This window comes from Paenibacillus sp. 32O-W (assembly GCF_007679495.1).
In the GTDB taxonomy this organism is placed as follows: domain Bacteria; phylum Bacillota; class Bacilli; order Paenibacillales; family NBRC-103111; genus Paenibacillus_L; species Paenibacillus_L residui.
In genome coordinates this window covers 1-23091 of record NZ_VEGP01000006.1, presented here as the reverse complement: position 1 = coordinate 23091, position 23091 = coordinate 1, and the positions used below count along the sequence as shown (strand labels likewise).

Genomic DNA, 23091 nt, shown 5'->3' with positions numbered 1-23091 from the left:
TACCCGGCACCAGGATACAGATTGGATAGCCGAATGACAGCTCGGGATTGACGAGGTACAGGTAAATCTGTCTCGGATTTCCCGAGGGAAATGATATTTGAATCTATGAGGGACGGTGAGAAGACACCGCAAAAGTCTGTCGAGCACTCAGGATATAACAAGAGGATAATTCCTTACTTTCCCATACAATTAAGAAACGGCTGTCGCCGTTCTTGTCCAGGGACATACAATTTCTCGATAAATATAAGAACTGAATAAGCATGTTGAACTTATATTTTTCTTATATTTTAAAAAAAGCTCCTAACGGAGCCCGATAAATACCCCACAAAATGACGTAAGCCTTCGCTCTTATTCCAAGTATATTGCGGGGAGTCCCGAAACTCAAATTGAATAACCCGGTATAAGAGGTAGCTTATTATGCCAATAGGAATCTTTGAATTGCGTCATGTTAACGCTGTAAAGATATTAATGATTCCTAAAATTCCTACGTGGTAAGGAAAAAACTTTCGTCCGCACTGGACGAAAGTATGGCAGTTAGTAGGTTGTGTCGGCATTGTTTAGCGGTCCATCCCAGTCAAAGTACATAAGCGTTTCCGAATGGTTCCGCAGACGCCGATTCTTGCATAATGGATGCTGCTTCCTTATTTCCTAAGGATATCATTCACCCTGTCGTTTGTAAAGAAATAGCCCTTTGCATGTTGCTAAACCGAACGTTTGTGACTAGATCCACCCTAGAAAATGTTCAGCCTGCCGATTCGCTCTACAGCTTCCTGAAGACGTTCCTCGGAAGTCAGCAGCCCTAGGCGAACGTAACCTTCTCCGCTCTGCCCGAAGCCGATGCCAGGTGCGACTACGACATTGGCCTCCTGCAGCAGTTTATCGGCGAATTCGCTTGAACGGTACCCCTTGGGAACCGGCAGCCACGCGAAGAAGGAGCCTTGCGAAGGCTGGGCCTGCCAGCCGATTCGCTCTAGAGCTGAGAATAAAGCGTTCCTGCGGCTTTCATAGACTGACGACAGCTCGGCGACGCACTGCTGGGGGCCGGTCAGCGCTTCGGCCGCTGCCGCCTGAACGGCTCCGAAGAGGCTGACGTAATAATGGTCCTGAATCAGGTTAATGAGGCGGATAACCTCCGGATTGCCGACGGCGAAGGCCACTCTCCAGCCGGCCATGTTATAAGTTTTCGATAAAGTATAAAACTCGACACCGACTTCCTTGGCCCCTGGGGTCTGAAGGAAGCTGACCGGCTTCTCTCCGTCAAAGCCGATGGCTCCGTAAGCGAAATCGCTGGCGACTACAATCCCATGGCGTTCGGCGAAGCGAACCGTTTCTTCATAGAAAGCCGGAGGCGCGCAAATGGCGGTCGGATTGTTGGGATAATTAATAAACATCAGCTTGGCGCGCTTCAAGTCGGCTTCCGCTAGAGCCGAATAATCCGGAAGGAAACGATTTTGCTCCAGCAGCGGCATGAATACCATTTCCCCCCCGGCCAGTGCAACCCCCGACCAATAATCTGGATATCCCGGATCAGGGACAAGGCAGACATCCCCCGGATTAAGCAGGCATTGACTGATTTCGACCAGGCCGGTTTTCCCTCCGAAGAGAACCGCAACCTCCGTATGCGGGTCCAGCTCGACCCCATAATCCTCGCGGTATCTCTGAGAGGCGGCTTCCTTCAGAAACAAATAACCGTCAAACGGCGGGTAGCGGTGAAAAGCCGGGTCGGCGGCCGCTTCCTGCATCTTTCGCACGATATGATCCGGGGTAGGGCGATCGGGATTTCCTTGGCCAAGATTGATGACATCATATCCTTCAGCAATCCGCCCATTTGCTTTCTGTACAAGATTTGCGAAAAATTGCTTAGGGAGGCTCTGCATTCGCGCGGCGGGAATTATGGGGAATTGGGCTTGTTTATTCAAAATCCATTCACACTCCAGTATTAACGTAAAATTGAACCGATTTTAACACGATTTTTCCTATCTGTATAGTATTCTTATAGGAGATTTTGCTGTTGGCCGGATTGATGAACCGCCCGGTATCCCTTATGATAGAGAAAAAGCAGAAAGAAGTGAATAGAAAACGATGTCTTCATTACATATCGCTCTTCTTCAAATGGATGTCAAAGCCGGAGAGCCCGAAGCTAATTTTGCCAAGCTCGAGCAAATGCTGCTCCAAGCGGTGCAGGCCGATCCGAAGCCGGACGTCCTGATTTGTCCGGAAATGTGGAATACCGGGTTTGACCTGGAAGAGATTCAACAGCAGGCGGACCCGGAAGGGAAACGGACCCGTGAGCTGATCTCCGGATTCTGCGCCGAGCATTCGGTCAATGTGGTGGCCGGCTCGATAGCGAATAACGTAAACGGAGAAGTAAGGAATACATTGTACGTATTTGATCGGAACGGCAAGCTTGCGGCGGAGTATGACAAAATCCATCTATTCCGGTTAATGGACGAGGAGAAGTATCTGACCGGAGGAGAGAAGATCGGACGCTTCGAGATCGATGGGCTGCCGGCTGGAGCGGTAATTTGTTATGATATCCGATTTCCGGAATTGTCCCGGAGGTTGGCTCTGGATGGGGCCAAGATGATGTTCGTGCCGGCTCAGTGGCCGCATCCGCGATTGAATCATTGGCGTACGCTGTTGACCGCGAGAGCTATAGAGAACCAGATGGTGGTGATTTCATGCAACAGGGTCGGTCAAAGCGGAGATACCTCCTTCTTCGGGCACTCAATGGTTATCGACCCCTGGGGAGAGATCATCGTGGAGGGCGGAGAGGAAGAAACGATTCTCACTGCACAGATAGACCTTGGTGAAGTGGATCGTGTAAGAAGTAAAATTCCGGTTTTCCAGGATCGCAGACCCCACTTATATTAGTCTGAACGTTCCCTTAATTATGGGGGGGAGTATTTTTCAGAAAAAAAAGGAAAGAAAAGGAACCTTGCAGAATCTTTATATATGTTCCGTATATAATAGAAAACACTGGTTATAAAAGTGCTGTTTACCGGGACGTGCCGCAGGTTTCTATGTTTAAATGGAGAGATTCCCGGCAGCTGCTGCGGAATTTCTCTGCGTTCTGAGACAATATTTCTAGGGAGGGAGGTTCGGCGTTGAAATGGCATCGGCAGATGATCAAGATAAATCAATCAGAGAGTCCTGGCAGGCGGTTATTAGGTCGCACGAATCTGGTTCAGAGCCTTGCCTTCATTATACGGGAGACAGGATAGCCATTTGGCGGCGACACCTTCCCAAGGCTGCCCGTCCTAGTTATGCCCGCACAATTTCTCATTTTCTTCACAAGGGGGATATATAAGATGGATATCATGATTGTTGAAGATGAGGTAACGATTCGCGACGTGCTTAAATCTTATTTTATCAAAGAAGGTTGGAATGTGCATACTTCCGGTGATGGAAGGGAAGCCCTGCAGAAGGTTCAAACCTTCAAGCTGGATTTAATCGTTCTGGATTTGATGATTCCGGGCATGTCCGGGGAAGAACTGTGCAGGCAGATCCGTTCTATTTCTAATGTCCCTCTGATTATGCTGACTTCCAAGGCTCATGAAAGCGATACCATAAACGGGTTGAACCTGGGGGCTGATGATTACATTACGAAGCCGTTCCGGATGAAGGAAGTAATCGCCCGGATTAATGCGCTTCAACGCAGAATCAATTCTCTTTCCCCAACACCAAACCGCTTTATGAAATTTAATAACCGCCGTCTGATCGTAAATTTTGAAGCCAAGGATGTCTATGTGGAAGGCAGGCCAGCCAATTTGACATGTACGGAATTTAAAATTTTTAATCTGTTGGTTAAGAATCCGGGGAAAATATACAGCCGCCATGATTTGTCTTATGAAGTGCACGGCTACCGGTTTATCGGGGACGGCAGGACCATGGACGCCCATATCAAGAACATTCGCCGCAAAATAGAGCCGGATCCCAAAAATCCCCAATACATAGTTACGAAGATCGGATCGGGCTATAAGTTCAATTATCAACCGGATGAAGATGTTGGATGAAGGGGAGGGGCCGGTTTATTCGAACCCGATGGGCGGCATTCGCTGCAGTATGGCTGACCTCGGCATTCGTTCTTGCAGGATTGTATGCTGTTCTGTCCCAACAAGGGAAATCCCTCTTGGAACGATATAAGGAGCAGTATTACTCTGAACAAGCCTACAGAATGGCTTCCGTCGTCCGGACCTACTTAACCGAGGCCCCAACACCGGCTTCAATCCGGGAGAAGCTGGAGAGCACCTCCAAGTTGTTTTCAACCGCAGTTCGCTGCTACGGGCCCGATCAGGAAACGATTCTATACGAATACAGCGGGAATCTCTCGGATTTCTCCATTCCGTCCGAAAGGCTGTATGAGGTACAGATTCCAGTGATAGTTAATGGCGGGGTGCAGGGATATATAAATGCTTATTTCGATAAGGCCGATGAATATCAGATCGCCTCACTTGCCAATTGGAAGCAGGATTCCGAGAGGAAGATGCAGCTTGCCTTCGCCGTTGCCCTGCTTGCCTCACTACTGTTGAGCGTCGTGATTTCCGGCAGACTGTCTGCTCCGTTACGCAATGGAAGCAGGCAGGTACAGCCGATTCTCAAAGGGGATCGGGACAAGAGGTTGATTCCGGAAGGAACAAGCGAGCTCAGGGAACTGTATCGGACGATCAATGTTCTTATGGAGGATGTCAATCAACAGGAAATTTGGCGCAAGCGGATGCTGGTTGATTTGACACATGAGCTGAGGACGCCGCTGACTTCGGTTTTATCGCGGCTTGAAGCCATTCTGGACGGGGTATATCCGAAGACGGAGGAACACCTGCAGAGCATGTACGACGAAATTGACAGGCTGTCCCGGCTGGTTGACGATATGGAAAAATTGTCCGAAGCGGAAACCGCCAGGTTCAAGCTGAACATTCAACGGGTGCAAATGACGAAGATCGTAAAAGGAATTCATGATGCTTACTTATTCCTCGCCAAGGAAAAAAATATGAAATTTTTGTTTCATCATCCCAATACGCCTTGTATCGCGGAGGTGGACCCAGACCGGATCATTCAAATCCTGTCCAATATTATCTCTAACGCCATCAAATACACTCCTGACGGAGGCACCGTTGAGGTTGGCCTGTCCTCCAACGAATCGGAAACGCTGATTTATTGCTCCGACAATGGAATTGGAATTTCCGAAGAGGATTTGCCGCATATTTTCAAAAGGTTTTTCCGCGCGGATCCGTCCCGCTCCCGGGATATCGGGGGCTTGGGAGTAGGCCTCAGCATCGTTAAGGCATTGGTGGAAGCTCATGGGGGAACCATTGAGGTCAAAAGTCAAGTAGGCAGAGGATCGACGTTTCTGGTCCGTATCCCCCATGTCATACAGCGAATGCCATAATCATTTTACCGAATAACGGCATCCGAACGGAGGGTATACATGATTTTTGTAAGGGCTTTCGACACATTGCGCCGTAATCCGTCGTTGCTGCTTTATCCTGCGTTAATGGATTCGGCCGGGCTTGCCGCCGGCTGGCTCGCCGTTGGATTTATCGGCACCTCCCAAATATCGGTCAAGCTCATTCTCGATATGGGTCTTCCTTCGCTTGGCCATCTGATCAATGTTCCTATAATTATGAACTCGCCTGATTTTCTTAGTCGTCATGGCGGGGGGCCGGTTATAGGACTCGTCACTCTGTTGTTTCTCTTATTGACGGCACTGATGCAGGGAGGCTACATTGCATCTCTTGATAAAGCGCTGCGGGGTGAGCGGAGGAGTTTCCGGCAATTTCTCAAAGACGGGAGAAGGGCCTGGGTCCGCTTTATTTTGTTTTATATCATCGTAGCTCTGGCGAAGACCGCTGCAACGACTTTGCTCGTTCTTATTTTCGGAGCGGTCGGTTTGTTTGCGTCCCTCGTTTTATTTCTCGCCCTGCGCATCCGGTACATTTATTTGGAGCTGGCAATGGTGGTTGATCATTTGAATATCGATACAGGCATGAGAAGAAGCCGTTTCTATTGGAAGGAAGCGCCTGCGGCTACGGCTGCGGTCGTCGGCATTTATTATGCTGTATCTGCACTGTTCAGCTTACTGCTGCATGCTTTTTGGCACCCCCTTGTTTTATGGGCAGGTGTTTGGCTATATGCTTTCGTTATGACGGCTGTTCAATTATCCTTCATGCTGATTATTCACCGCGTCCGGGAGGATGAGTGAAGGAAGTCGCCGGTTGTAGGTCACGTTTGACACTTCGCATCCTTTTTTGGCTTCCCTTTCGAAGCGGTATGACTTTTGGAACCTCGCTGCCCATGGATTATGGGGGGTGAGGTTTTTTTGGCGCCAATAGATAATAAATCAAACTCCCTCAAACGTATGCTAGCCAGCCCCTTGATATTACTTCCTCCAGTGGTGTTCCTACTCAAACATTTATCCCTTCGTCACGCGGCTTTGGACTATTATCCCCTTGACTCAGACGAGTCCTATGACCCGGTTTCCCCTCGGTAGGACCCCACCAACATCGCAGCAGTCAGGTCGACATAAACCGGGTCTCCTGAAACTCTTCCGGGAGTCCTCCGCCAACCGGCCGCAGACCGGGCAAAGCCTTCGGGAAAAAAATAGTGAATGATGCGGATCAAGCTTTTCTAGGTACTGAGCGGAAGGGATAACAGTCAGAAGGGACGGAGAAGGAGATATCGGCATCATTATGAAGGAACGGCCAGGTATGAAGGAACTGAGCAGAAGGGATATCAGTCAGAAAGAGGCTGTATATTAATGAGGTACAACCAAGATCATGTGAGAAACTACGAAATAGGGTCACCCAGGTCCGTTACGTTTTTGCTGTTGGACTTCACTAGTGCAACATCCTGTTGAGCGCCTTTTCCACAATGAATCGACAGCTTCAGAAAGGATGCCGGTGTCATTCCAAAATCATGCACTGTTTAAGGAGTTTTCTCTGTCCATTCGGACCTCTCTTCCCAAGAAACGAGGGGGGTCAAGCCGATGGAAATTCACACCGTCTTCACACCATTTTGGATAAAATCTATTTACATCCTTTTTGCCCTGCTATTTTGTAGATAATCGAGCATTAAGACCGTGGAACGGAAAGAAAGCTAAACTTGATTGCTTTAGCTAATGGAGTGGGCTTGATCATCCTTATTAACCATCATGGAATGATGAATTTAAGGAGGACGTCAATGAACAGAGTTCGAAAATCAGGCGGATTTCCTGCTTTGCTGGCCGTTGGTTTGTTGTCGGTTATCGTTTCTGGCTGCACTGCCAATACTGGGATGGAGGGATCTGCCGATGAATCGGATATCTCAACCCCTCCCGCAAACATGGGGACATCCGATGAAGGTCCCCAGGAGGAAGTTACGATCCGGGTTCTGTACCCTTGGGGCCAAGGGGCTTTCGATGAACGATTTAAGGACATTGACGAGAAACTGCCCGATATTAGACTGGAGCTCATTGATTCCCGGGCCGAGCTGGAGCCGCTGCAGGAACTGAACGCCAAAAAAATAGTACCGGATCTCATTTTTGCCAATTGGGGCATCGAGCCGCTCATGGAGCTCGAAATGATTGAGCCGTTGGACGCTCTGGCGGAACAATACGAATTCGATCTGGATAGGCTTGATCCGTCGATTATTGCGTTGTACCGGGCCTGGGATAAGGAAGGAAGGCTGATCGGAATGCCGACGTCGGCGGATAATTATGCTTTATTTACAACAAGGAAGTATTCGACCTATTCGGGGTTTCCTATCCGACAGATGATATGACATGGAACGATGTACTCGATCTGGCCAAACGGCTGACAGCGGTGAAGGACGGAATCCAATACCGGGGGCTGGAAATGGGACCGGGCTTTACAGGCACGGAAGCGCTTGTCCCGCTTAAGCAGTTGACGGTAAACTTGACGGATCCCGAGACGGGAGAAGTGCTCATATCGCAAGAGCCTGTCGTTCATAAATATATGGAATTAATGAAAGCGTTTTATAATATTCCGGGCCTGTATAACAGTGATCCGGAAGCCCGCAAGGATTATGAATTCACCAAGAACAGGAGATCCGGACAAAGCCCGGTCGATCGATATTGCTCCGCTCCCGGTATGGCCGGAGCTCCCGGACATTGCGCCGACTCATTTTTCCCACCCCCTTATCCTTAATAAATATAGCGAAAACAAGGAGGCTGCCTTCCAGGTGCTGATGGAAGTCGTATCTGCGGATCATCAGACGGTGCTGGCTGAAATCGCGGATGGGTTGACGGTGCTTAATCAGCCGGAAATCAATGAGCGTTATGGGGTCAATTATGAAATCTTCGACGGCAAAAATTTAAGCGCCTTCGTGGCCCGTACACCAGCGCTTCCCCCATCCAGAGTCAGTCCGTGGGATAAATACGTCGATATCGTCGGCCATCTGGCGGAGTTTGCCGAATCCGACATGAACATCCCCGAATTCCTGCGGGTAGTCCAGGAGAAGGCCGAAATGAGGATAGCCGAAGAAAAGTCCAGAAGAGAATGACCCTGCACGAAGCAGAAAGACATATGAAATCGGCAAGGTGAGAAACGAAACCGAGGTACAGGGAGGTTTACCATTGGCCAGAATTTTGTTTAACCACGTTTACAAACGGTATGGAAAATACAAAGAAGTCGCTGTTAAGGACTTTAATCTGGAAGTGGAGGATCAGGAATTTCTTGTGTTCGTCGGCCCTTCCGGCTGCGGGAAATCGACGACGCTGAGAATGCTTGCCGGTCTGGAGGATATCTCCGAAGGGGAGATCTATATCGGGGACACCATCGTCAATAACTATCCGCCCAAAGACCGCGACATCTCCATGGTTTTCCAAAATTACGCCCTCTATCCGAATATGAGTGTCTATGAAAATATCGCTTTCGGTCTCAGGCTGCGCAAACAGCCGAAGCACGAAATCGATCTGGCGGTCAAACGGGCGGCCCGTGTGCTGGAGATCGAAAACTATCTGGATCGCAAACCCCGGGAGCTATCGGGGGGACAAAGGCAGCGGGTCGCCCTGGGCCGTGCCATCGTCCGGACCCCTCAGGCTTTCCTGATGGATGAGCCGCTGTCCAATCTCGACGCACGGCTCCGGGTGCAGATGCGTTCGGAAATCATAAGTCTGCACCGCAAAATCGGAGTCACGATGATTTATGTCACTCACGATCAGGTAGAAGCGATGACGATGGGGGACCGGGTGGTGGTGATGAACCGGGGGGTCATTCAGCAGGTCGATACCCCCGAGCAGGTCTATAACAAGCCGGTCAATATGTTTGTGGCCAATTTTATCGGCAATCCTCCCATGAATTTTATAGACGGGCGGATCAGGGAGGAAGCGGGAAAGCTTGATTTCCATACGAACCGGTTCAAGCTGCGGCTTACAGAAAAGCAGGCGTATCACCTCCGCAAGGAAAATTTGGTGGATATGACCGTTGTCCTTGGAATTCGTGCGGAGAACATAAGCTTTGACGAGATCGTCATGGAAGCCTTCCCTGATTCCGTACTTACGGGTATTCTGCAGTTCAACGAATTTTTGGGCTCCGACCGCTACTACCATATGGATATTGGTACTGAGCAAACGCTGGTCGTACGGGCGCATCCGAGACATCATTACGATGACGGAACTAAGGTGACCGTGGCGCTGGACATGAATAAAGCTTTGTTTTTTCATAAAACGACCGGGGTGCTGTTAACAGATTGACCTTGGAGGTCTGGTGAAAGAAGGTACGAAGCGAATCATTTTATCACCCCATTATAGCGCGGAAGGAGGATACCGATGGCTTACACAAATAAAGGGAACAGATCCCGGTTTACCGCTGTGATGCTGATCGGCGCCATGCTGACCGGTTTATTCGCTGCGCCGCACAGCGGTCTGGCGGCATTGGCGCCGTCCGCCGCCAAGACAGCTGTCATTTCCGGTGACGAATCCTCCTTGGAATCCGGCCCCTTCTATTACGAGATTCGCCAGGAATGGCAGGAGCAGGGCTGGGCGGAAGGGAAGGAGGGGGCTTATGTTCCGGCGAACCGGCTTGCGGCAAGCTCCGAGCAAGCAGAGGTGCGGATAGGGGCTTATAAGGGCGAGAACGATGTTCTTGTATGGAAGAATGTCAAGGGCTGGATCGAATATGAGGTCGAGGCAGAGCAGGACGGGCTGTATGAGCTCGCTTTGGATTATTATCCGCTGCCGGAGGAGGACGGGGGCAACCGGCAAGCCGTTATCTTGTCCGTGCGGATTAACGGGGAGCACCCTTTCAGGGAAGCAAGGTCGATTCAGTTCGAGAGACAATTCCGCGATCTGGAGCCGAAATTTGATAAAGAAGACAACCAGCTCCGATCACTGGTCGAAGAGCTGGGGGAATGGAGGAACCAGCCGTTCCGCGATTCGGAAGGCGCTTATTCACAGCCTCTTCTGTGGCCGCTGAAGAAAGGAACAAACCGAATTCGTCTGGAAGCCGTCAGACAGCCGCTGGCCATTAAGGCGCTGCACGTAAACCCGCCACAATCGATTCGGGATTATGCCGAGGTCAGATCGGAATATCCGGAGGAGTCTTCTGAGGAAGCCCGGCTGATCGAGGTCGAAGCGGAGCATTTTTATTCTAAAAATTCTACGTCCATTCAGGTCCAGTATGATCGCGATCCGCTCACGACCCCATATTCCATCTATAAAGTAAGGTTCAATACAATCGGCGGGGGGAGCTGGTATCGCAGCAGACAGGCCGTTACCTGGGAGCTGGACGTGCCGGAGGACGGAAGATACAAGCTCGCCATGCGCGTTAAGCAAAATTTCCATAAAAATCTGTCCGTATTCCGCAGCATTTCTATTGACGGGGAAATTCCATTTCAGGAAATGAAGCATTACGGGTTTCCCTATGCGACCTCCTGGCAGGGCGTTACGCTGGCGGATAAGGAAGGGGAGCCTTACGAATTTTATTTGACGAAAGGGACTCACACACTTTCAATGGAAGTCAATTACGAGCCGTTCATCCCTCTGTTGGTCGTTATTGACGGCATGGCGAGCGAATGGAGAGACATTTCGCTCGATCTGAGAACCGCTACCGGCAACCGGGTGGACGAATTCCGGGTTTGGGACGTGGAGAAGGAGCTTCCCGGCTTGGTGGACCGTTTGAAGAAGCTGCATGAGCAGTACAATTGGCTTGCGGAACAAATGATCGCAATTAACGGGATGACCGATACCGTCTCCCAGTCCTTCGAATCGAGCGCCAAGGACATCGAAGATTTATTGAAGAATCCGAATGAAATTCCATATCGCCAGATTAATATCGGAACGATGCAGGAGAAGCTGGAAACGCAGCGCACGGCTTTATTAGAGGCTCCGCTGCAGGTGGATAGAATTTATGCCGCCTCCGTGCAGGCGGAATTCCCGAAATTGACGGCCGGCTTCTTCCAGAAGCTGTGGGGGGCTATAGTCTCCTTGTTCGCTTCCTTTACCGACAGCAACAAGCTGAATGAGCAGAAGGACGAGGAGCTGAACGTCTGGATGCTGTGGGGTCGGGATTATGTTGACGAGCTTCAGCAGTTGGCGGACGAGCGATTTACGCCTGAGCATGGGATCAAGGTCAACGTCAATCTGATCCAGTCGAAGGATCTGCTCATTTTGGCCAAGGCGGGAGGGATTCTGCCGGACATTGCCCTCGGTATTCCCGGAGATATGCCCTTCGAGATGGCGCTGCGCAACGCTGCGCTCGATCTGTCGGAATTGCCCGGCGCCGGGTCGTTTCTCGACAAGTTCCATCCGGGTGCGATGCTTCCGTATTACTACAACGGCGGATATTACGGTGTCCCGGAAACGATTAATTTCAAGGTGATGTTCTACCGGAAGGATATTTTGGAGCGCTTGAAGCTGAAGGTGCCGGATACGTGGGAGGAAGTATATGATATGGTGCCTACCTTGCTGCAGAATCAAGCGAATTTCTACGTCGATCCGAATGATTTTTCCTATATTTTCTATCAGAACGGGGTCGAGATGTATACCCCGGATGGTTTGAATACCGGGCTGGATACGCCGGAGGCGTTCGATTCCTTCAAGCAGTGGACCGATTTATTTAACGTCCATGGAATGGAACGTCAGGTGCAGAGCTTCTATAACCAGTTCCGGAAAGGCTTCATGCCGATCGGGATAGCTGATTTCAATCAATACATGCAGCTTCTTGTCGCCGCTCCCGAGCTTCTCAATGTATGGGGAATCGCTCCGGTGCCCGGCACGAAGCAGCCGGACGGGTCCATCGTACGCTGGTCCGGGGGCACTAGCCTGCAGACGACAAGTGCCATGCTGTTCCGGGATACGCCCAAGGAAAAGCAGGAACTCGCTTGGAAATTCCTGCAGTGGTATATGTCGGATGACATACAGACGGAATACGGCCTGAATCTCGAGCAGTATCGCGGGGAGGCGTTCCGCTGGAATTCGGCCAACATTAACGCGTTCGTTCATATGCCTTGGCGGCCGGAGGATTTGCAGGTCATTCTGGAGCAGTGGCGATGGCTGAAGGATATTCCGAATGTACCCGGGGGTTACATGACGACAAGAGAGCTGAGCTTCGCCTGGAATCGGGCCACAATAGACGATGAGAACCCGCGGATATCGCTGGAGAAGGCCGTCAAGCAGATCAAGAGGGAATTGATCCGCAAGCAGCAGGAATTCCGCTTGGTTGATGAGCAGGAGAATGTGCTCAGAACGCTGGAGCTTCCGCAAGTGACGGAACCGTGGAAAGGGGTGGATCCGTTTGTCGAGTAACCTTCATGCCCCGGTCCGGCAGCACAGGCTTCAGGCTGGACAGAAGAGGAGCCAGCAAACCTTGTCCGGCAAATTTAAGCATCTTCTCTCGGAAATGTACAAATACAGGCTGTCCTATTTGTTCATTGCGCCATTCGTTCTGGCTTTTACCATATTCATTCTTATTCCGGTTATTGCAGGAGTGCTGTTAAGCTTTACCTATTTCAACGCGATTGAGTTTCCAAGCTGGGTTGGGTGGAACAACTATCAAAACATTTTCTCCCAAGATATCGTTTTTCTGCAGCATGTATTGCCCAATTCGTTCAAATTCGCATTGTTCGTAGGGCCCATAGGCTATGTTTTGTCCTTCATTCTGGCCTGGCTCATCTCGCAGCTCCCGAACGCCGTCCGCATCTGGTACGCCCTGGCTATGTATGCGCCGTCGCTAACGGCCGGGGTAGCCATGGCGGTCGTCTGGCAGGTGATGTTTACTGGTGACCGGACCGGATATATCAACAGTTTTTTGCTGCGCTGGGGTTTCATTGACGAACCGATTTATTTCGTTCTGGATGCGGATTACCTGCTGAATATTATGATTATCGTCTCCATTTGGTCCAGTATGGGGATCGGTTTCCTGGCCCAACTGGCCGGAATTCTCAACGTAGACCGCACCCTGTACGAGGCCGGACGCATTGACGGCATATCCAGCCGCCTGCAGGAAATCTGGTATATCACGATTCCGATGATGAAGCCGCAGATGCTCTTCGCCGCGGTTATGGCCATTGTCCATACGTTAAATTCCGGCGGAATAGGAACCGATCTGTCCGGCAGCAACCCAACCCCGAATTATGCGGGACAATTGATGGCGAATCATATTCAGGACTACGGATTTATCCGTTTCGAGCTGGGTTATGCAAGCGCTATATCGATCATTCTTCTGTTGATGATGTTTATTCTGAGCCGGTTCTTCTGGTACTTGTTCGGCACGGAGGAAGGAGGAGAGAAGGAATGAGGCAAAAATGGAAGGCCGTAATCCGCGTGCTGCGGCGGATTGACCGTACGCAATATTTTCTGTTCGTCCTGTTGACTCTGCTATCCGCGTTCATGCTGCTGCCGTTGGTCTATATTTTTAATCATGCCTTCAAGCCGCTTCACGAGCTGTTTCTGTTTCCGCCGACATTCATCGTCAGGGAGCCGACGACACAGAATTTCATCGAGCTGCTCAATTTGACGCAGAGCACGTTCGTTCCGGTTTCCCGCTATATCTTCAACAGCGTGGTCGTAACGATCTTGGCAACGATCGGCATGGTAGTGGTCGGCGCACTGTGTGCTTATCCCTTGGCAAAGCATAAATTCCCGGGCTCCAAGCTCGTCTTCGGCACGATCATTGTCTCACTGCTGTTCGTTACGGACACGATCGCGATTCCCCGTTATGTCGTCGTTCAGAGCCTGGGCATCATGAACACGTACTGGGGTCACGTTCTGCCGATGCTTGCGCTGCCCGTAGGGGTCTTCCTGCTCAAGCAGTTTATGGAGCAGCTGCCGGATGAATTGCTGGATGCGGCCAAAATCGATGGAGCGTCCGAATGGGGAATCTTCACCCGTATCGTCCTCCCGGTCGTCAGTCCGGCCATCGCGACGATTACGATTCTGGCATTCCAATCGGCGTGGGGGAATGCCGAAACCTCCATCTTCTTCATGCAGGAGGAGTCCATGAAGACCTTGCCGTTCTATATGTCCACCCTAACGGCAAACCTGGCGAATACAGTGGCCAGGCAAGGGGCGGCCGCTGCCGGAGTGCTGATCATGTTCCTGCCGTCCCTGATCATCTTTCTAATTGCCCAACGCAAGGTCATCACTACGATGGCTCACTCGGGGATCAAGTAAAGGAGGGGGTAAGATGGAGGCATCCAAACCGCGTAAACGGCTGGCAGGGATATTGATCTTGGTGCTCCTGCTTGCAGTGATATGGCCGATTGCCGCCCATGCGGAAGTTCCCTTCTCCACCTTCACAAGAGACAGCTTCGGGAGGGTCGTCTACACTCAGCCTGCGTACGCCCCGATAGGGACTATCGGACAGGATATTTATATTGAGGATGACAACGGCAATAAGGTGTACTCTCCGCTCAAAGCGCCAAAGGATTTGTTCGTGGACCGGAATGACCATATCTATGTGGCGGACACCGATAACAACCGGATCGTTCATTTCGACGAACATGGTGAGGTGGTCCGTGTCCTGACGGTTCCCGAGAGTCCTTTGAACAAACCCCAAGGCTTGTTCATTAACGAGGCCGGAGATATTTATGTAGCAGATAGCGGAAACCAGCGTGTGGCCAGGCTGAATCGGGAAGGGGAATTCGTTCAGGAATTCAAACGCCCCAAGTCGCGGTTTATCAATGATTCGTTCGTCTATGAGCCGATCAACATGGTGGTCGATAAACGGGGATTCGTCTATGTCATCTCGCAGGGAAGCTATCAGGGGATTGTGCAGTTCGACCCGGAGGGAGAATTCTTCGGCTTCTTCGGGACGAATTCAACGGAAGTATCCGTTATGGACCGGATCCGCAGAATGTTCTACACGAAGGAGCAGCTCAGCCGCCAGGTCAGACTTCTCCCTACGACGATCCGCAATATTGACATTGATGAGCAGGGATTCATCTATTCCGTATCCGGCTCGAAAACCGAGCAGGTCAAAAAACTGAATATACGGGGAGATAACCTGTGGAAGGAGCTGAGCTTCACCGAGCGCTCCCGCTATTTCCGCAAAGGGGATAGCTACCCCGAGGCACAGCTTGCCGACGTCGCCGTGGATGCCAACGGAAATCTGACGGTGATCGATAAGGCCATGAATATCGTCGCCCAGTACGATCCGAGCGGCAAGCTGCTGTTTTACTGGTCGGGACCGGTAGCGGCGGGAATTCCGCTGGTCGGTATCAATCAGAGCCCCGTGGCGGTCGATACCAACTCGAGCAATGAGATGTTCATTCTGGACGATTCCCTCAACTTGATTCAGGTGTTCAAACCGACGGAATTCGGAGCGGCCGTCCATACCGCTTACAAGCTGACCCAGGAAGGCAAATATGCGGAAAGCGAAGCCTACTGGAATCAAGTGGTGCGCCTTAACGCTTTGTTCACTCCCGCTTATGAAGGGCTGGCTCTTTCAGCCTTCCACAAGGAGGATTACAAGACCGCATTGGAGATGTATCGTTTGGCCGGTAATGCGGAGGGTTATTCCGATGCTTTCTGGCAGCTTAGGCTGCAGTGGTTTCAGCATAACTTTTCTATTCTCGCCAATTCAGTGCTGGCTGTCGGCGTTGCCGGCGTCGCCGGGGGCCGGCTGAAGAAGAAATTCGGCTGGCGTTTACTGCCAAGGACCAGGCCGAGATGGATGGAGCACATCTGGCTGAAGCAGTTAGGTCACGCCTTCTATATTTTGCGGCATCCGCTGGACGGCTTCAGCGATCTCCGATATTTGAACAGGGGCGGCTATATAAGCGCTATTGCACTGCTGGCACTGGTCATTATGATGCTGCTGGCCAAAGTAAATTTGACGAGCTTCAGCTTTAATCCGGTTCCGGCCAATGAGCTCAGGGGAGCGCCCATCATTGTTACGTTTGCCGTCCTGCTGCTGACCTGGATGATCTGCCACTACTTGATAGGCTCGATCTCCCAGGGGGAGGCCCGCTTTAAAGACGTGTTCGTAGGGAGCGCTTATGCCCTGTTCCCCATCGTGCTGCTGGGGGTGCCGCTGGCGCTCATATCCAATATCATGACGCTGAGCGAAAATTCCATATACAGCTTTTTCGAATGGCTGATGATTGGCTGGAGCGGGCTGCTTTTCTTCTGGAAGATCCAGTCTCTGCAAAATTACAGCGTGGGCGAGACGATCGTAAATATTCTGTTAACCATTGTGGCGATGATCGCTCTCTGGGTTCTTATTTTCATCATTCTCGGTCTATCCTCGGAATTTGTGGACTTCATCTATACGCTGTACCAGGAGGTGTCGATGTGATCCGGTTTATGAAAGCGAAACGAAATCTGACTGCCCTGGCCGTGGCCATCGTCCTCTCCTGTATGCCCGTCCTTATGGTCTTTGCCGGTCAAGCACCGGTTCAGGCCAAGGAAGACAAAGCAGCGGAGAATGGGAGCCAGGAGGCGTCCAATGAGGGTCAGAAGCCGGCTCCCGGCAAGGAGGAGGAAGCCAAGCCGGCCGCAGCTAATCCTAACGTGAAGGAGCCGGATTTCCCTAAGGAATCGGCTATGCAAATCGTGGCGGACAATGGGCGGTATCAATTGAAGGCAGATCCTAAATCGGGCCATTTCATCGTCGTCAGCAAACAATCGGAACAGGTCTGGAGATCATATCCCGATCCGCAATACTGGAGCAGTCAGGAAAACTCCAAAGCCTGGAGAGTGCATCTGAAATCCCCCTTCATGTTCCGCTTCGTCGAGTTTAAGGTACGGAGGGATTTGTTGAAGGAATCCAACTATTACGAGCAATCCGGTAAAATTTCCTCCTTCGAACGAATAAACGATGGATTTAAAATCACCTATGAGATGCCGAATCTCGGCTTCGTCATCCCGGTACAGGTCCGGCTTAAAGACGATTATGTGGAAACAACCGTCCTGGAGGAAGGGCTTAAGGATGTGAAGGAGGCACAGAAGGAGGAGGCTAAGCCCAATACTAAGGCAAATGCCAAGTCGAACGCCAAGAAAGACCCCGAAGCGAGATTGGTTTCGCTGCGCCTGTTTCCATTTTTCGGCGCTCAAGCATCGGATGGGGAGAACGGTTTCCTGTTAATTCCAGATGGCTCCGGAGCGCTGATTGATTTCAAGAAGGACCGCGCGAATACAACCAGCTTTTATAACGAAAGAATTTATGGCGAGGATTGGGCTTATAGCAGCGGAACCACCTTCTCCAACCGGCTTCCCGTGCGAATGCCCGTATTCGGGATCAAAGACGGGGACAAAGGATTTGTCGCCGTGGCCCATCAGGGAGCGGAGTATGCAAGCGTGCTGGCGGCTCCATCCAAATCCTTCAGCCAGTACAATTGGACGACGGTAGAGCAAATTTATCGGTTTAAACATTTTCAACCGTCCAATACAAGAAGAACCGCCGGCTTCTATACCTATAGCAAGGAATTGACGGCAGGAGACCGCTCGGTCCGCTACTATCTTCTCGAGGAGCAGCCGGATTATGCGCGAATGGCCGGCCGGTATCGTCAATACCTGATGGAAGAGGTCGGCTATGAGCGGCTCCCTGCGTCGGAGGAAGGTGTCCGGCTGCAGCTTCACCTGCTTGGAGGCGATACAGCCAAAGGATTCCTCTGGGATTCCTATCTCCCTTTGACAACAACGGACGAAGCGGAGGAGATCGTACGGCAGCTTCATTATTTGGGAGTGGAGGATATGTCCGTCGTCTATCTCGGGTGGCAAAAGGGAGGATACAGCAAAGCCGGAGGGCATTTCCCGGTCGACCGGAGATTGGGCGGAAACGGCGGGATGAAGCGGCTGGCTGATTTTGTCCGCTCCAAAGGCTTCTCCCTCTTTCTGGATGCCCGTTCCTACACCTTCAATAATACGGGCAGGGATGGCTTCCGCGGCAGCCGGGACGGTCTGCGCGATCAGGGATCGTCCGTTATCCGCTTCCGTTCGTGGAACCGGGAGGACGAGACGACCTTCGTCAGCCCCCGCTTCATGGAGGAGGTGGTCCTCCGGGATATGCAGAAGGTGAAAGAACTGGGTGTGGATGGCCTACTATTCGGAGACGGCATCGGTGATATCCTTAATACCGATTACAACGAAAGATATTCCCTGACCCGGACCGAGTCGCTGGAATTGCAGAGGCGTCTGCTGCAGACAGCGCAAGAGGAGCTGGGACGTATCCAGCTAGCGGAAGGCAACGTATACGCAGGCAAATTTGCAGAGCATTGGGACGGTCTGTCCAATGACTATTCTTATGATTTGTTCGTCGACCGGACGGTGCCTTTCGCACAGATCGCCCTGCATGGACTGGTCAGCTATTCATTCGAATATGCCAATCTGAGCGGCAACTATACGGAAAACTATCTTCGCGGAATCGAGTATGGGGCGGAGCCGTCCTTCGTCGTCACTTCCTCCCCTTCCCAGGAGCTGTTGAAATCGAAGTCGCTAAACCGGTATTACAGCACCTACTACAAAGATTGGCTGGAGCAGATAGTTACCCAATATCAGCTATACAATGATGCTTTGAGCGAGGTTAGAACCGAGTTCATTACGGATCATCGGGCCTTGGCCAAAGGGGTGATGGAAACGACGTACGCGAACGGACATCGGGTGGTCGTCAATTACAATGCTTATCCTTACTCAAACGAAGGCCTGGTCGTTCAGGCGAATGATTTTGCCGTGATTCGGGGAGGGCAGTAATATGGGGAAAAAGAAGAGATTGAACGCCCGTTTCATGCGGAATCTGGAAGGCACCTTGTTTATCGCCCCATGGCTGATCGGATTCATCGTGTTCTTGGGGTTTCCGCTTGTATTTTCTTTATATATGAGTTTTCACAGCGTCAAAATTTTGCCGACCCGGATGAGCTACGAGTTCGTCGGATTAAAGTACTACCGGGAAATTTTATTCGGCAGCTCGGCCTTCTACGACGAATTGATTCCGTTCTTCCAGGAAGTGGTCATCATGATCCCGGTTATTCTAATCTTCTCGCTTCTCATCGCCATCTTGTTAAATCAGAAGCTGAGAGGCCGCTTCCTGTTCCGGGGCATATTTTTCCTGCCGGTGATCTTTACGACCGGTTATGTGCTGACGGAGTTCGTCAACCAGGGGGAAGGAAGCCTCGGTTTTCTGGAGCGGTTCGCTCTCGGAAGTTATCTCGATGCTTTCCTGGGAGACAGTTCCTGGGCTAAACCGGTTAAGGAAGTACTGAACCGTTTTGTGCTCGTCCTCTGGTATTCCGGAGTGCAGATTCTAATCTTCCTGGCCGGTCGTCAGACCATCTCGGTATCTGCCTACGAATCCGCGAGAATAGATGGGGCTTCCCCGTGGGAAGTGTTCTGGAAAATTACACTCCCGGCGATGTCACCGTTCATTCTGCTCAATCTGATCTACACCGTCGTCGATATGTTTACCTTTCCGTTCAATCCGATTATCTCGTTAATCGGCAAGGGAAATTACGGATACAACAGCAGTCTGGCCTGGATTTATTTTCTTGTGATCATCGTCTTTCTCTCGCTGGTGTTGTGGATTTACAGCAGGCTAAACCGGAACCAAAGAGCGTCGCGGGCATAAGGAGGGATGCGAAATGAATACGATCCTGATGAAGCTGAAGAGGAGGATCACCTTCAAGGACCCGGTCCGTCAGTTGAAGTATATGACGCTCGGACGGGAAATTAACGAAGGGCTTGTTTTCAAGCTGTTTCTATATACCATTTTCATCTGCACATCTTATATTTACTTACATCCTATTATGAAAATGATTGTCAAAATGGTCATGGACGCCAAGGACTTGATCGATCCGACGGTGACATGGATTCCGTCATCGCTCTATTGGGGACATCTGCAGACGGCGTGGAAGGTGCTCAAATACGGTAATTCCTTCACAATCAGCCTCGTCGTGGCACTTGTGGCCTCGGTGTTTCACTGCATTTCATGCGGCTTTGCCGGCTATGCCTTGGCAAGGCTTGAATTTCCGTTCAAAAAATTAGTGTTCTTCCTGCTGCTGCTCGCTTTCATCATTCCTCCTCAAGTCGTAGTGCTGCCTACGATTATTGCTTACTCGCATCTGGGGTTGGACGGCTCGCTGGCGGCGCTGGTCATCCCGGCGCTGTTCGGCTTTGGCGTCAAAGGCGCTCTGTTCGTCATCATTTACCGGCAGTTTTTTATGACGCAGCCCAAGGAGCTGGAGGAAGCGGCCAAGATTGACGGGGCGAGCGCGTTCAAATTTTATGTCCGGGTCATGTTTCCGCTGGCGAAACCGGCCATTCTGGTCGTGTTTCTGTTCTCCTTCGTATGGACATGGAACGACACCTACATGCCGAGAATGTTCCTGAGCGAAGCGAAGAATGTGCCGCTCGCTGTGCAGATGTCCCGTCTGGATGTAGGTATAAACCAGTTCATGCAGGCGGCGGATATGCCGTTGTACATGTCGGAGGCGATCAAGATGGCGGCCAGCTTCCTGACCATTCTGCCGCCGCTTCTTATCTACTTCTTGGCTCAGCGCTATTTCGTGGAGAGTGTGGAAAGAACGGGGCTGGTGGAGTAAGCCCGGCCCTAAGTTTTCCAATTTAACGGTTCTGAACGACCTCCTGCAGTACCTGGATAAATGCTTCCGCTGCCTTGGATAAGTAGCGCCCGTGCCGATAGGCGATAACCAACGTTCTTGTTGGCCGGCCGTCTAGAGGGAGATAGACGGGGGCATGCGGCTCCCCCTGTACCCTCGCTACCATCTTGGGAACGAAGGCGACCCCCATACCGGCGGCGACCAGTGACTGGACGGTATCGATATTAGTGCTTTCGAATACGATCCGCGGCTCGAATCCGGCCGCTCCGCACAAATCCATTGTGATTTGGCGGAAGCCCTGGCCTTTTTTCAAAATAATAAAGGGCTCCTCCCGAAGGGTATCGATCCGCACGGCATCATCCCCGGACGCTGACTGGGCAAGCGGGTGATGGGGAGGGACGCAGAGGCGAATTTCCTCCTCGATCAGCGGTAGGTAAGAAAGGGAGCGCTCCGCCAGAGGCAGGGAGAGCAGACTGATATCTGTCTGGCCGCTTGCCGCCAGCCGCTCCAGGTTCGCCGAGGTCTCTTCAACAAGTTGAATTTCAATTTCCGGATACTGCTGCTGGAAGACGGGGAGGACGAGCGGTAAAATATGGGACCCGGTAATGGGCAAGCTGCCGACAATCAGCTTGCCTTTTCGCATTTGCGAAATGTCCTCCATTTCTTTTTTGAGCTGGGAAACCTTATCCAGAATAATCTGCGCCTTCTCGACAAAGACTGTGCCGGCGTAGGTCATTTCCACGGAGTTGGTGTTGCGTTGGAACAGGAGAACCCCGATCTCCTTCTCCAATTTGGAAAGCTGTTGGCTCAAGGAGGGTTGGGCAATGTGAAGCTTTTCCGCTGCCCTTGAGAAGTTTTTTTCGGCTGCTATCTGGACTGCATACTGCAATTGTCTTAATTCCATAGAAAGACTCTCCTTTGCGGGGTTTTCCCGCCTCATTAAAGCTCTTTTCTATCTCGTCGGCAATAAACCTTCCCTCCAACCCCTCCGTAAGCTTTTTCCTCAAATGGTAAGGGAATACGAAACAAGGATTGCAGCTTCGGGTGATGTGGAGAACCGCAGATCTGAACGCTTTTATTGCCGTATACAATTTTGGCTTTATTTATCTTTGCTCTTCTCATGATATTATACATCCGCAGCGTTATAAGGACAAAGTTGCGTCGTCAAGTGGGAGACATAGGCATCCTGTTCGAGTTATAAGCGTGGTCGTGCTTTGGAGCGGAAAGTCTGCCAGAATTTTGTATTTTGCTTCTATGTTCCGTGCTTTTGACTGCTATCCCCTTCGTTCAGGAAAGTATTTTCAAAGGACAGCGATGTTCTATAGACTGGGGGAGCTTCTGGAAAATTAGAGGACAAGAAGTGGCAGAATTGCTTTCGGGATTATGACAGAATGATGTGTATGGGAAATTTTTAAATGTACTGAGCGGAAGGGATAACGGTCAAAAGGGCGCAAAAAGGTGGAGTTGGCCGGTAAAGGTACTGAGAGAAAGGGATACTGGTCAAATGGGGCGGAGAAGTGACATGAATCGCGCCTAAGAGGTTGCAGGTCCGCTAGTATTGTACGATAGAAAAAAACGGATTAAGGAGACTGGACAGAAAGGAAACGTCCTCACGAAGATCGTTGATCCGGGCTTTTGACTGTTATCCCCTTATATCAGAAAGGCTGCTTAAATTGCCTGTTCGTCCTTTTCTATGCTTCTGCATTATGTTCAATCCCTTCCGGGTCCGGATCCAAGCCCTGGGAGCCGAACAGGTGCATCATGTCCTTGGAGAGCCTGAGCTTACGGGATAATTGTTCAATGGAGCCATGCTACTGAGCGAAAGGGATAATGGTCAAAGAGACCGAAAAAAGGTGGAGTTGGCCGGTAAAGGTACTGAGTGAAAGGGATAACGGTCAAAGAGTCGGAGAAGTGACATGAATCGCGCCTAAGAGGCTGCAGGTCCGCTAGTATTGTACGATAGCAAGGAAGACATACCATTTAGACCCCCATGCCTCTGACCGCGGCACCTTGCTTCAATAGTGTGAACATGAAATCGGAATGTGGATAACTCAAATCTGTGGATAACCCGTCTTTGTCCCCAGAATCCCCGTTCAATGCGGG

At 51.0% G+C, this 23091-nt stretch carries 17 protein-coding genes; 15 read left to right on the top strand and 2 right to left on the bottom strand.

The genetic code is table 11. The features are described from left to right. Positions 1-731: 731 nt before the first annotated feature. Positions 732-1877 carry a pyridoxal phosphate-dependent aminotransferase gene (locus tag FS806_RS03710; protein ID WP_144933389.1) on the bottom strand — a complete coding sequence of 382 codons (1146 nt, stop codon included), beginning with the start codon at positions 1875-1877 and terminating at the stop codon, positions 732-734. A gap of 205 nt (positions 1878-2082) precedes the next feature. On the opposite strand from FS806_RS03710, the gene FS806_RS03705 reads away from it, so the two are divergent. The 15 genes from FS806_RS03705 to FS806_RS03645 all read left to right on the top strand — a co-directional run bounded on the left by FS806_RS03705 (position 2083) and on the right by FS806_RS03645 (position 20970). Next, positions 2083-2874 carry a carbon-nitrogen family hydrolase gene (locus tag FS806_RS03705; protein WP_144933271.1) on the top strand — a complete coding sequence of 264 codons (792 nt, stop codon included), beginning with the start codon at positions 2083-2085 and terminating at the stop codon, positions 2872-2874. Between the two features lie 437 nt (positions 2875-3311). Beyond that, positions 3312-4016, top strand: coding sequence for a response regulator transcription factor (locus tag FS806_RS03700; RefSeq protein ID WP_144933270.1), 705 nt, complete (start codon positions 3312-3314; stop codon positions 4014-4016). Beyond that, on the top strand, positions 4013-5389 hold the full coding sequence (locus FS806_RS03695; RefSeq protein ID WP_144933269.1) for a sensor histidine kinase: 1377 nt from the start codon (positions 4013-4015) through the stop codon (positions 5387-5389). The genes FS806_RS03700 and FS806_RS03695 overlap by 4 nt, the downstream gene beginning before the upstream one ends. 39 nt (positions 5390-5428) lie before the next feature. Further along, on the top strand, positions 5429-6202 hold the full coding sequence (locus FS806_RS03690) for a hypothetical protein (RefSeq protein WP_144933268.1): 774 nt from the start codon (positions 5429-5431) through the stop codon (positions 6200-6202). A 977-nt stretch (positions 6203-7179) separates the two neighbouring features. Continuing rightward, the gene (locus FS806_RS26545) at positions 7180-7758 is read left to right on the top strand and encodes a type 2 periplasmic-binding domain-containing protein (protein ID WP_260981967.1); all 579 of its coding nucleotides are present in this window, start codon (positions 7180-7182) and stop codon (positions 7756-7758) included. After that, the gene (locus FS806_RS26540) at positions 7755-8144 is read left to right on the top strand and encodes a hypothetical protein (RefSeq protein ID WP_260981966.1); all 390 of its coding nucleotides are present in this window, start codon (positions 7755-7757) and stop codon (positions 8142-8144) included. Before FS806_RS26545 ends, FS806_RS26540 begins: the two co-directional genes overlap by 4 nt. A gap of 34 nt (positions 8145-8178) precedes the next feature. Then, entirely contained in the window at positions 8179-8499 is a 321-nt protein-coding gene (locus tag FS806_RS26535) for a hypothetical protein (protein WP_260981965.1), read from the top strand. Between the two features lie 73 nt (positions 8500-8572). Beyond that, positions 8573-9691, top strand: a complete 1119-nt coding sequence (locus tag FS806_RS03680; RefSeq protein WP_144933267.1) for an ABC transporter ATP-binding protein — start codon at positions 8573-8575, stop codon at positions 9689-9691. Between the two features lie 75 nt (positions 9692-9766). Further along, the gene (locus FS806_RS03675; protein ID WP_144933266.1) at positions 9767-12742 is read left to right on the top strand and encodes an extracellular solute-binding protein; all 2976 of its coding nucleotides are present in this window, start codon (positions 9767-9769) and stop codon (positions 12740-12742) included. A gap of 94 nt (positions 12743-12836) precedes the next feature. Continuing rightward, positions 12837-13733: a carbohydrate ABC transporter permease gene (locus FS806_RS03670; RefSeq protein ID WP_144933388.1), complete on the top strand. Its 897-nt coding sequence runs from the start codon at positions 12837-12839 to the stop codon at positions 13731-13733. After that, complete coding sequence (locus FS806_RS03665; protein ID WP_144933265.1) at positions 13730-14608, top strand: carbohydrate ABC transporter permease; 879 nt, start codon at positions 13730-13732, stop codon at positions 14606-14608. Before FS806_RS03670 ends, FS806_RS03665 begins: the two co-directional genes overlap by 4 nt. 13 nt (positions 14609-14621) lie before the next feature. Further along, positions 14622-16733 carry a YIP1 family protein gene (locus FS806_RS03660; protein WP_144933264.1) on the top strand — a complete coding sequence of 704 codons (2112 nt, stop codon included), beginning with the start codon at positions 14622-14624 and terminating at the stop codon, positions 16731-16733. Beyond that, the gene (locus FS806_RS03655) at positions 16730-19126 is read left to right on the top strand and encodes a DUF5696 domain-containing protein (RefSeq protein WP_225312665.1); all 2397 of its coding nucleotides are present in this window, start codon (positions 16730-16732) and stop codon (positions 19124-19126) included. Before FS806_RS03660 ends, FS806_RS03655 begins: the two co-directional genes overlap by 4 nt. A 1-nt stretch (position 19127) precedes the next feature. Then, positions 19128-19997 carry a carbohydrate ABC transporter permease gene (locus FS806_RS03650; RefSeq protein WP_144933263.1) on the top strand — a complete coding sequence of 290 codons (870 nt, stop codon included), beginning with the start codon at positions 19128-19130 and terminating at the stop codon, positions 19995-19997. Between the two features lie 13 nt (positions 19998-20010). After that, positions 20011-20970 carry a carbohydrate ABC transporter permease gene (locus FS806_RS03645; RefSeq protein WP_144933262.1) on the top strand — a complete coding sequence of 320 codons (960 nt, stop codon included), beginning with the start codon at positions 20011-20013 and terminating at the stop codon, positions 20968-20970. Between the two features lie 22 nt (positions 20971-20992). Here the strand turns inward: FS806_RS03645 and FS806_RS03640 are convergent, their stop codons facing one another. Beyond that, complete coding sequence (locus FS806_RS03640; protein WP_144933261.1) at positions 20993-21892, bottom strand: LysR family transcriptional regulator; 900 nt, start codon at positions 21890-21892, stop codon at positions 20993-20995. Positions 21893-23091 lie beyond the last annotated feature (1199 nt).